Source organism: Aquimarina macrocephali JAMB N27 (genome assembly GCF_000520995.1).
GTDB lineage: Bacteria > Bacteroidota > Bacteroidia > Flavobacteriales > Flavobacteriaceae > Aquimarina > Aquimarina macrocephali.
The window spans coordinates 68,530-78,687 of the sequence record NZ_JACA01000050.1; the positions used below are offsets into that span (position 1 = coordinate 68,530).

At 33.6% G+C, this 10,158-nt stretch carries 5 protein-coding genes; all 5 read left to right on the forward strand.

The annotated features are described in order from the left end of the window. The first annotated feature begins 5 nt into the window (after positions 1–5). The gene (locus Z054_RS0123385) at positions 6–1,052 is read left to right on the forward strand and encodes a hypothetical protein (protein ID WP_024772445.1); all 1,047 of its coding nucleotides are present in this window, start codon (positions 6–8) and stop codon (positions 1,050–1,052) included. After that, positions 1,049–2,110 (forward strand): hypothetical protein, encoded by a 1,062-nt coding sequence (locus Z054_RS0123390; RefSeq protein WP_024772446.1) that lies wholly within the window; start codon positions 1,049–1,051, stop codon positions 2,108–2,110. Before Z054_RS0123385 ends, Z054_RS0123390 begins: the two co-directional genes overlap by 4 nt. 201 nt (positions 2,111–2,311) lie before the next feature. Continuing rightward, on the forward strand, positions 2,312–7,183 hold the full coding sequence (locus Z054_RS0123395) for a hypothetical protein (RefSeq protein ID WP_024772447.1): 4,872 nt from the start codon (positions 2,312–2,314) through the stop codon (positions 7,181–7,183). A gap of 82 nt (positions 7,184–7,265) precedes the next feature. Beyond that, the gene (locus Z054_RS0123400; protein WP_152538659.1) at positions 7,266–9,356 is read left to right on the forward strand and encodes a fibronectin type III domain-containing protein; all 2,091 of its coding nucleotides are present in this window, start codon (positions 7,266–7,268) and stop codon (positions 9,354–9,356) included. A 9-nt stretch (positions 9,357–9,365) separates the two neighbouring features. Next, positions 9,366–10,158: hypothetical protein (locus Z054_RS0123405; protein WP_024772449.1), on the forward strand; the 793-nt coding region annotated here is incomplete at its 3' end.

Below are 10,158 nucleotides of genomic sequence, written 5' to 3' on the forward strand. Positions count from 1 at the left end.
TGTCAATGAAAAATCTTAAAAACTATATAGTTTTATTGCTAATACTATTTTTTAGTATAAGTACAGTTTCAATTGCACAGCCCTCCTGTCCTATTGGTGGTTTAGCAAATGATTTAACCGACAAACAACTAGGACCAGCTGTAAAGGAGTTTATAGATAATAATGATGGCATTGGATCATGGTTATTTCTGTTTGATGCATTTCAGCAAACAAGAGTATTTACAAAAGATGTTCCTACATTAAACAAAATTAAAGGTTTATTAAATGATGTAAATTTCAAAAATAAACTTGGAGACAATTGGGCCGATGAACTAAGTATTGTTTTAGAAAAAAACAGAGTGTTGCATTGTAATGCGGCTGGATCCGCTACAGGATTATCCAGATATTTCTCTAATATGGATGAGTTTTTGGATGAGTTCAAATATTTAGTTGATAATTTTGATATTTCGCAAGGAGGAGCCAATCAATTTTATAGATGGGTTAAACGCATTAACTTAAATGGATCGGCCATGGCAAACCCTAATTCTCCCATAATTGCCGAAATGTATCAAACTCTTTATTTGTTAAAAAAACGGGGATTTAAAGGTGGTGACATTAAATCCTTCGGTGGAACGTTCGCTGTAGGAAGTAATAAATATGACTTACTTACCCAAGCAAATAAATATATAGAACTTAAAAATGTAAATTTTGTAGACTATCCATTAAAAGGAAACGCTCATGTTACTCAACAGTTTGTAGAAGGGTATTTAAAAAATATTTCAAGTTTTGACAATTTTGAATTTGTAGTACACTTTAAAAAATTAAATGCACATGGTTGGGCGAACAAAACTACCGCTTTGAGTAATATGAAAAATCAATTTAAAGAATTTATTAAACTCAAACCGGATGAAACTTTTAATGCTATTTGGGGTAATCAAAATTTAAGAACAAGTCTTTTTGGTGCTATTCCAGCAAATCAACTCAATATATTAAAAAATAGTAAAAAAACAGTTTTTAATAATTGGGTAGACACTTTAGATGATAGGCTGTATAAATTTATAAAAATTGAATGATGTATAAATTAAGTCACACAAACAAAAATGTACAATATTATTATGTAAATGAACAGATGTTACACTATTCTGATCATCTGTATTATAATTTTAAAAAAATTTCTGGAGAAAACATCATTGGAGGAAGTTTATTAGATCATAATCATATTATTGTAAATAAAGAAGAACGACAGCTAATCATAGATACTAATTTAATAACAATCCAAGAGTTTTCAAATGATATCATACTTTTTGACACTTTTATTAAAACCCCAACAAATAGAATTGCATCAGTAAATACGATATTTAATGATGATGGGAGCATTGTTTGTAATTGGGTTCTTTTCAATTATACTACAAATAAGGTTATTCAAGATTTTAGGATCAAAACTAGTTACTGTGTTCCTGTTTATATCAACGAGAATATCATTGTTTTTCAAGATATGAACAAACTAACATCTTATAATATCCAAAACGGAACTGTTTTATGGGAATTTAGCGATGAATCTTTAGCAAGTCATATACTAGGAACATTTAATAATGAAATAATATTACCTACTACAGCGAACTCGATTTTGACATTAAATGCTCATACAGGAGTAAAGGAAAAAGAGTGGAAAGAAATTCCCAAAATCAATATAGGTTCTCAAATAGAAGGAGTTATACCAGAGCCTAGTAGTTTCGTTTTAGATATAGAGAATAAAAAACTTATTGGAGCTATTGGAACCAATTATATTGAAATAGAACTAGATACAAACAAAATAAAGCATATAGATCTCATTGAAGAACTTCAAAAAAGTAATATTTTTTTTATAAAGCAGATCACAGACAATCCCTTTACAGAGACTCATTTATTCTTAACGGCCATGATGGAACAAAATAAAAATGATGAAAAATGGTCTTATGATTGTTTATTCGCCTTAAATAGAAAAACTTTTAAAATAGATTGGAAATACAATTTTGAAACACAAAATTTAGGCACACATACTCCTAAAGCATCAAAGAATCATTTATATCAATTAGATAATGACGGAACTTTATTTGTATTCGAAAAACAACTAGAAAACACCTCTGTCTAAAAATTATTACTAGCATAAGTGTTGTCTTATTCTCGTAAAATTAAGAGAAAAATGAGCATCCAAAAGGATATTCATAGTAAACAAACCCACTTTTGCAAAGTCTTCAAACTTTGCTGGGTAATCAAAAGCAAAAAGTCAAACAATAAAAATGACTAAAAAAATAAAAACATTAAACAATAGTAAAAAGTAAACCAAAATAGCATGAAAAACTACCATTTACTCTTACTTACCCTGCTTCTATCGGTAGCCTGCTTTGCCAATACTGGTAAAGATTCGTTATCGGTTGCCAAAAAGAAAAGTACGGCATCGTCGTTATATAAAAACCCGATAGCCAAAGGACTAGACTCGCTGGCATTACAGCGATTAGCTGCTTTTAAAGCAAAACGGATAAAGGATCAGGCGGGTAGTGCCTATGCTTTACGTAAATACAATACCAAGCAGTTTCGGTCTTTTCCAGAATTAGAAACTCCATCGACAGGTGCTCCTGCCGAAAATTTCTTTCAGGGATTGGCAGAATTTACCAAAGATTATATCAAAAAAATCTATAAACCTACTCCAAAAACAGATTCTTTGGTCAGTAAAGCCAAAGAACTATTTAAAGAGATAGAAAAGCAGGAAAATTTCATCAATATCATCAGTGGTAAAGAGTTACTTCAATTTCCTGTTGGAATCAAAAAACAAGTATCCACAAATTCATCAATTACCATTGGTATTGTAAAGGCCAAGTTACATGCTAACTATTCTGAAGTAGATTTATTTGCAAAACTTACATTAGGTGAATTAAGCACCGAATTGTTTTTTGGAGCTAATAATGTAAAACTATCTCATGAAGGAGGAATTTATGGTGAAGCACAATTAAACCTGTTAGGTGATTTTCCGATAGGACAAAGTGGTGGACAATGGATTATCACTTTTAAAGGAGGATTAGAGAGTGATGGTAGTGCTACAAAACAAACGTATATCACCATCGATTGTACGGGTAAAGTAAAAGAAATAGCGCTAGAAGCCGATGTACGAATTGCCAAAACGGTGGCAATTCCATTAAATGATGATGGTACCAAAAAATTTCCGGGAGAAACAAAACCACAAGATGGTAAAAACCCTGCCGGTAATGAAAGTTATGTAGGAGCTAGTTTCAGTTTTGTAGCAACCTCGTTACAAGATCTTTTAATCGAACTGGATTTACCAAAATTCGAACTTAAACCTTTACCTGGGTGGGCGTTCAAAATGCATGATGTAGTATTGGATCTTAGTGATACCAAAAACTCACCACTAGTAGATTTCCCTAAAATCTATGATGAGCAACAATTAATCCCTTCAAATCAAAAAGAATTATGGCGTGGCTTTTATGGTAATGAAGTAAGTGTCACTCTGCCACCAGAATTTCAGATTACAAAGTCTGAAGAACGTATTTCTTTTGGAGCAAAAGGTTTACTAATCGATAACTTTGGAGTATCTGGGAACTTTTTTGCATCTAATTTATTTAATATTAATGAAGGAAATGCTGGTAAATGGCAATATTCACTAGATTCTGTAAATGTAGATATACAGGTCAATCATTTTATCAAAGCCGATTTTAGCGGAGAACTAGTACTCCCAATTAGTAAATCCGATTCTAGTAGTAATGGAGCTCTGGGTTACAAAGGATTGATTACTGCAGATCAACACTACAGCGTTCGGGTAGAAGTAACAGAAGATGTAGATTTCAATATTTTTAAAAGTAAAGCAAAGCTATTTCCCGAGTCCTATATTAAAATGGAGGTAGAGAACGGAAAGTTTTATCCCGAAGCTAACCTCACCGGGCTTATGGCCTTTAATAAGGCTCAAAAAGATTCTCTAAATGCCATATCATCACAGGATAAAGATAGAGATGTAGACGATATAGAATCTCTTAATTTTGATGGTCTTTCCTTTCAAAATTTTAAAATTCAGACAAAAACACGCCCCTACCTCTCTATAAAATACATGGGATTCAAAGACACTATTGCACTGCCCAAAATTGCAGGGTTTCAATTAGGGTTTTATGATATCAAAGCAAAAGTATATGAAGATGATCGTGCAGAAATAGGACTTAATAGTTATCTCAATCTCGATAAATCAGGGATCAAAGGAGATGTTAGGCTTCGTATTATAGGAAAACTAAAAGAAGGAGATTATTTAAAATGGCAATTCGATAAAATTGAAATCGATGAAGTTGAAGTTGATGTAAAGCGTAAAAACTTTGAATTTTATGGTAAACTTGCCTTTTTTAGGGATAATCCAATATACGGAAAAGGACTATCTGGTAAACTTAGACTATATGCCGAAAGTCTGAAAATCGAACTCGAAGCTAAAGGAATTTTTGGACGACAAGACGATTTTAGGTATTGGTATGTCGATGCTTTTGGCAGACCGCTTTCAAGCAAGAGTGATAAAGCCTTAAAAATCCATGATATCGGTGGTGGGGTCTACCATCATATGCGAAAAGCAGGGATGGATGAACGTGCAGAAAGCATGTCGGGAATTTATTATCGTCCCGATATAGATACCGAATTTGGCTTTAAAGCTATGGCCGCTTTTGAGGTAAAAAAATCAGCAACCTTTACAGGGTTATTTGCTATCGAAATGAGTTTCAACAGTCAATCTGCTGGTGGGGGAATCAGCAGGCTTGGATTCTATGGTGGTGCAGCATTAATGACTTCTGGTGGTAGCAGTGGTGGTGGTAGCGGCGGTAATGCTCCTTTCGGGACTGTAGATGGTATGCAAAAGAAATTAGCAGAAAAAGAAAAGTCAATCAGTAACTTCCATGAGATGTCCATTGATAAGGAAGGGATTAAATATTTTGCTACAGAAGTATTTCCGAATATCTTAACCGGTAAAGAACAATTTGCTGCGCAATTAGCTATCGATTTTGATTTTAGAAATGATACCTACTGGGGGATGTTTGATGTATTCCTTAATCTTGGTCAGATTAGAGGTGCCGGAGAGAAAAACAGATTGGGATATATCGAATTTTATGATGCCCCCGATGATTGGTACATCTATATTGGTACTCCTACCAAGCGTTTTGGTGTAGCTGGTATCCCTATAGGACCATTTGATGCCGCATTTGACTTGTACTATATGACGGGAACAATTCTTCCTGATCCTGCATTACCAAAACCCGAAGTGATTGATATTTTGAACCTAAGTGGAGATGAGCTTCTTTTTGGCAGAAACTTTAATAGTCAATTAGCACAAGGTACCGGGTATGCTTTTGGAGCATATGTAGAAATAGGAAAAAGTTTTGATTGGGGAATCATATATGCATCGGTAAGAGCTGGTGTAGGCTTTGATTTTATGATCAAAGATTTTGGAGATGCGCATTGTAAAGGAAAAGCAGGGCCATTAGGTATGGACGGATGGTATGCCACGGGGCAACTCTATGCATTCCTACAAGGAGAAATTGGTGCTCAAATCAAAATTTTTGGTTTCAGAAAAAGAATACCTATTCTAAAAGCGGGAGTAGCCGTATTGGCACAAGGCCAGCTACCAAACCCTTGGTTCGTAAAAGGTTATGCCGGTGTAAAAGTAAGAATATTAGGTCTTGTAACCGTGCAGGCTCGACTTAAAGTTACTATTGGTGAAGAATGTGAAATTGTAGGTAAAACAGGGCTACAGGAAGTCGTCATTATCTCTGATATTTCTCCAGAAAACAACAGTGACAAAGTAGATGTTTTCGAAGCAGTTCAAGTTGCTTTTAATGTACCTATTGGCGAAGTTGTAGAAATCAGTGATGATTTAGGTTCAAAAAAATACCAGGTAGAACTTAAAGAAATTACAATAAAAGAAGGATCTACTACTCTTGCAGGTGAACAAGTATGGAACAGCAATAAAGACATAATGATCTTTGAACCAGACGATATTTTACCTCCTGAGAAAAAAATAACTGCAACGGTAAAAGTACAATTTAATGAATATAAAGGAGGCCAATGGGTAGCCGTTCTCGAAAATGGTCAACCAATAGTAGAAGAAAAAACAGTGAACTTTACTACTGGCAAAGCTCCTACAAAAATCCCGTATAAAAATATCGAATATATGTACCCAATAGTGGATCAACGCTATGTTCTTCCTAAAGAAAGTAATACTGGATATGTACAGTTAGAACGCGGGCAAGATTACTTATTTGGTACAGAAGGTTTTAAAGACGAGTTGTTCTTTATTACCGAAAATGGAAAATCCACGAAAACCCAGTTTTCTTACGACACGGCAAATAACATATTAACTTTCAACCTTCCTAAGTTGCCTAATGAAACAGGAGTTGTTTATAAACTAATAACTTCAAAATTAGATTCAGAGAGCAATGATGGTAGTACTTCAGAGGAGACTTATACTAATGTAAGTGATGATGTATCTATTTCTCAAAATACACTTACAGGAAATGCTTCTACTAATGCTTCTTTAACACGACTAGAATTCAATTTTAGCACAAGTAGATTTAATACCTTCAAAGAGAAAATAAGGGCAATGGATATAACAGACTACTATACTTTTATGGATGGTTCTTCTAATGCCGCACAGATGGAGCTAAGAATTGCAAGATTCGAACCATTTGATGTTAATGAAGTATTAGGTACCCGATATAGTTTAAACAAACCTTTAATGTCTGGTCTTGGAATGAAGTCTGATTATTATTATGAAAAAGAAATTCATCCTTTACTCTATCAAAACTATCCTTTGGATACTAATATTCGGGTAAACAGAGATGAGAATGTTTTGGGAACACCTCCTATGAAAAATATTAAACCTTCTCTAACATATAGTGAATATGTACAACACAATCCAGAGAACACTTATCTAAAAGAGCGTTTCCCTTTTCGATGGAACCTTGCTGCAGCATACAAAGAAGATTTTGTGCATCTACAATATGTGATCGTAAACAGGTATCTAAATACTAATCCGATAGATACTAATGCTTATCAAAAATATAAATATATCATTGATGGTATATTCCCATATATTAATGTAGAAAAATATCAGGTAGAGTTTCAGTATGCACTGCCAAACAAAACATCTGGTAACAAAATTAAAGTAGATTATAAAAATTATTTTTAAAAGAAATGAGCATAGTTAAGAATTTCTATACCATAGAAATAATTGCTATGCGATTACATCTAACAATAGAAAAAACAAATAGATGAAATTAAAATATTGCATACTATATATAATGTTGCTTTTTGGAAGCTTAAGTATTAGTATATCTGCACAAGAGAAAAGTACAGAAACTCCTAAGAAAATAGTGGTAAAAGCTTTCGCAAAAAAAGGAGCAATACTATTGCGTTGGGCAGTAACCGATAAATATGCCTGGAAATATAGTAATCAATACGGTTTTGTGGTAGAACGTACAACTGTGCTGCGTGATGGAAAACCTCTAACTAATCCTGAAAAGAGAATAATTTCTGGAGATACCATTAGACCAAGACCTCCAAAAGACTGGGAAAGTTTCATTCAGCAAAACGATATGGCAGCTATTGCAGCGCAAGCTATTTATGGAGAAACTTTTCAAGTAGATAATCAAGAAGAAAATCAATTGCTTAGGGTATTTTATGAAAGTGAAGAGTTGGATCGTCGATTCGGATTTTCATTATTCGCTATTGATCAAGATTTTAAAGTAGCTCAATATGCTGGACTTGGATATGTAGATACCGATGTTAAAGAAAACGAAAAGTATCTCTATAACATAAAAAGTGCTATCCCAAAAGAACGAATGGAGTTGGAGCCCTCTGGAGCCTTTATCAGCACAAAAGACATTGAAGAATTACCACAACCATCTGACTTTTTTGGGTATTTCTATAAAAATGCATTTGTTTTGGTATGGGAGTATGATCAACTACTCCCCTATTACACAGCATACAATTTAGAAAGATCTGAAGATGGTCAGGTTTTTAATAAAATCAACGATGTTCCCATTACCAAATTAGCAGACACACCATATTCTGGAGTTTCCTATACCGATTCTATACCTCAATATGGTAAAAAATATTGGTATCGTATTGTAGGTATCAACTATTTTAGTGAAACCAGTCCCCCATCTGAAGTAGCAGAATTAATAGGATTTAAAGAAATAAAAACTGAACCTGTAATTTCTGGTACAAATATTATTTCTGAAAATGAAGTAGAACTGGAATGGACTTTTGCCGAAGAAGAACAATGGAAACTTAGAAAATACGAACTTTTGCGTGCCGAAAAAGCAGTAGGGCCATATAAAACTGTAATTGATAGCATATCTCCTAATCAGAAAAAGATTACTTACGGGCCATTATCCGATATTAATTATTTTAAGCTCAAAGCTTTTGGGAAATATCAGGATTATAAAGAATCTCCTCCTGCTATGGTACAACCTATAGATAGTATTCCTCCAAAAAAACCACAAGGCCTGGAAGGAATTGTAGACACATTAGGTGTAGTTGCACTAAAATGGGTAAAAAACACTGAATTGGATTTAAAAGGATATGATATTTTGAGAGCCTATCGTAAAGATCAGGAATTCACAAAATTGAATAAAGCCAATCTTATTAATGAAAGTTTTATTGATAGTATCGATATGACCTCTTTTGACAAAGCAGTTTACTATCGATTAATAGCATTAGATAACCGTTATAACGAATCTGTACCTTCGGATACCTTAGTACTTAAAAAACCTGATAGAATACCACCGACATCACCCGTATTTAAAACTTATGAAATAAAAGAAGGTGCTGTGGATTTCTCATGGGTCAACAGCTCGTCTGATGATTGGGAAGCAACTGTAGTATATAGAAAAAATGCAACTGACTCTATAACCCAACCTTGGGAGAAAATATATGAGACAAGCATAGATTCTATTACCAGTTTTACAGATACAAAGACGAATCCAGGTAGGAAATACCAGTACACGTTAATTACAGTGGATCAAAGTGGTCTGGAAAGCGAACCGACCCCTCCCGTAGTTATTGTTATGCCAGGAAAATTGATGCAACCCGGGGTAAAAGGATTATATGCAACAGTAGATCGTGAAGGTAAATTTATACAACTCACCTGGCGATTTAAAGAAGAGAATGCTGTAGAGATACAAGTATATAGGAAGAGGGTTGAAGATTCATTTACCTTATATAAACGGTTAGCCCCAGATGATAAAGGGTGGATAGATCAAAATCTAACTCCAAATACTACATATACATATGCTTTTAAAGCGGTATTTAATGATGGTAGTGTGAGTGAATGGAAGGAGATTGAAGTAAGATATTAAAATTTGAAAATGAAGCAAATAATTCTAATAGTTTTTATATTAATCGGAGGGAGTAAAATCTATTCTCAAAGATATTTATTTGACTATTCTGAAAATATAAATACCTGTTGTGATGGTGTTAGAGAACTAAGTAGAACAAAAATCACAAGAGTATTTAATGGTACTAATGTAATAGATACATATGATATCCTTAGTGCTACAAGTCCTTTTGGTAGAATATATTCTGTTGAACCAACAAGAGTTATAACATTTTTTGAGATGAATTGTCTCTTGCATCCTCGAGACGGGGGTGGAGTTAGAAATTGTACGAATATATCAGATACTCAAATTAACTACTCAAGCATTTGTGGAATTGGAACAGGTAATTATAATGCCCAAGCTAAAGTAACTAATTTGGAAGGAGTTTTAGATATTCCTACAGGTACTTTAAGAGAAAAATGTATTGATGAAAATATCGTTTTAAAAGCAGATAATGATTGTCATAATTATAGATATGAATGGTATTATCAAATTAGTGGTAACAATCCCATAAAAATTGGTAGTGCGACTACTACCATTGGTCAAAATTCTCAATCAATACCTCTTACATCCTTTTTACCATCTGATTATATAGGAGCTGTTAGAATTTTATCAAAATTAAGTATAAATAATGGTAGTTCCTTTGATTATGATACTAACACAGTTGTTTACGATATTCTAACCTGTTCACCCAAACTAGATGGCCCTATAATTGACATCCAACCTTTATGTAGTAACAGTATTAATCTTAATGATAATGACAACGGTGGTTTCATAGTTACTT

Excerpts from the sequence above, each read along its gene's own strand:
- Z054_RS0123390 (WP_024772446.1), top strand. The coding sequence starts at position 1,049 with ATGATGTATAAATTAAGTCACACAAACAAAAATGTACAATATTATTAT.
- Z054_RS0123400 (WP_152538659.1), top strand. The coding sequence starts at position 7,266 with ATGAAATTAAAATATTGCATACTATATATAATGTTGCTTTTTGGAAGC.
- Z054_RS0123385 (WP_024772445.1), top strand. The coding sequence starts at position 6 with ATGAAAAATCTTAAAAACTATATAGTTTTATTGCTAATACTATTTTTT.
- Z054_RS0123395 (WP_024772447.1), top strand. The coding sequence starts at position 2,312 with ATGAAAAACTACCATTTACTCTTACTTACCCTGCTTCTATCGGTAGCC.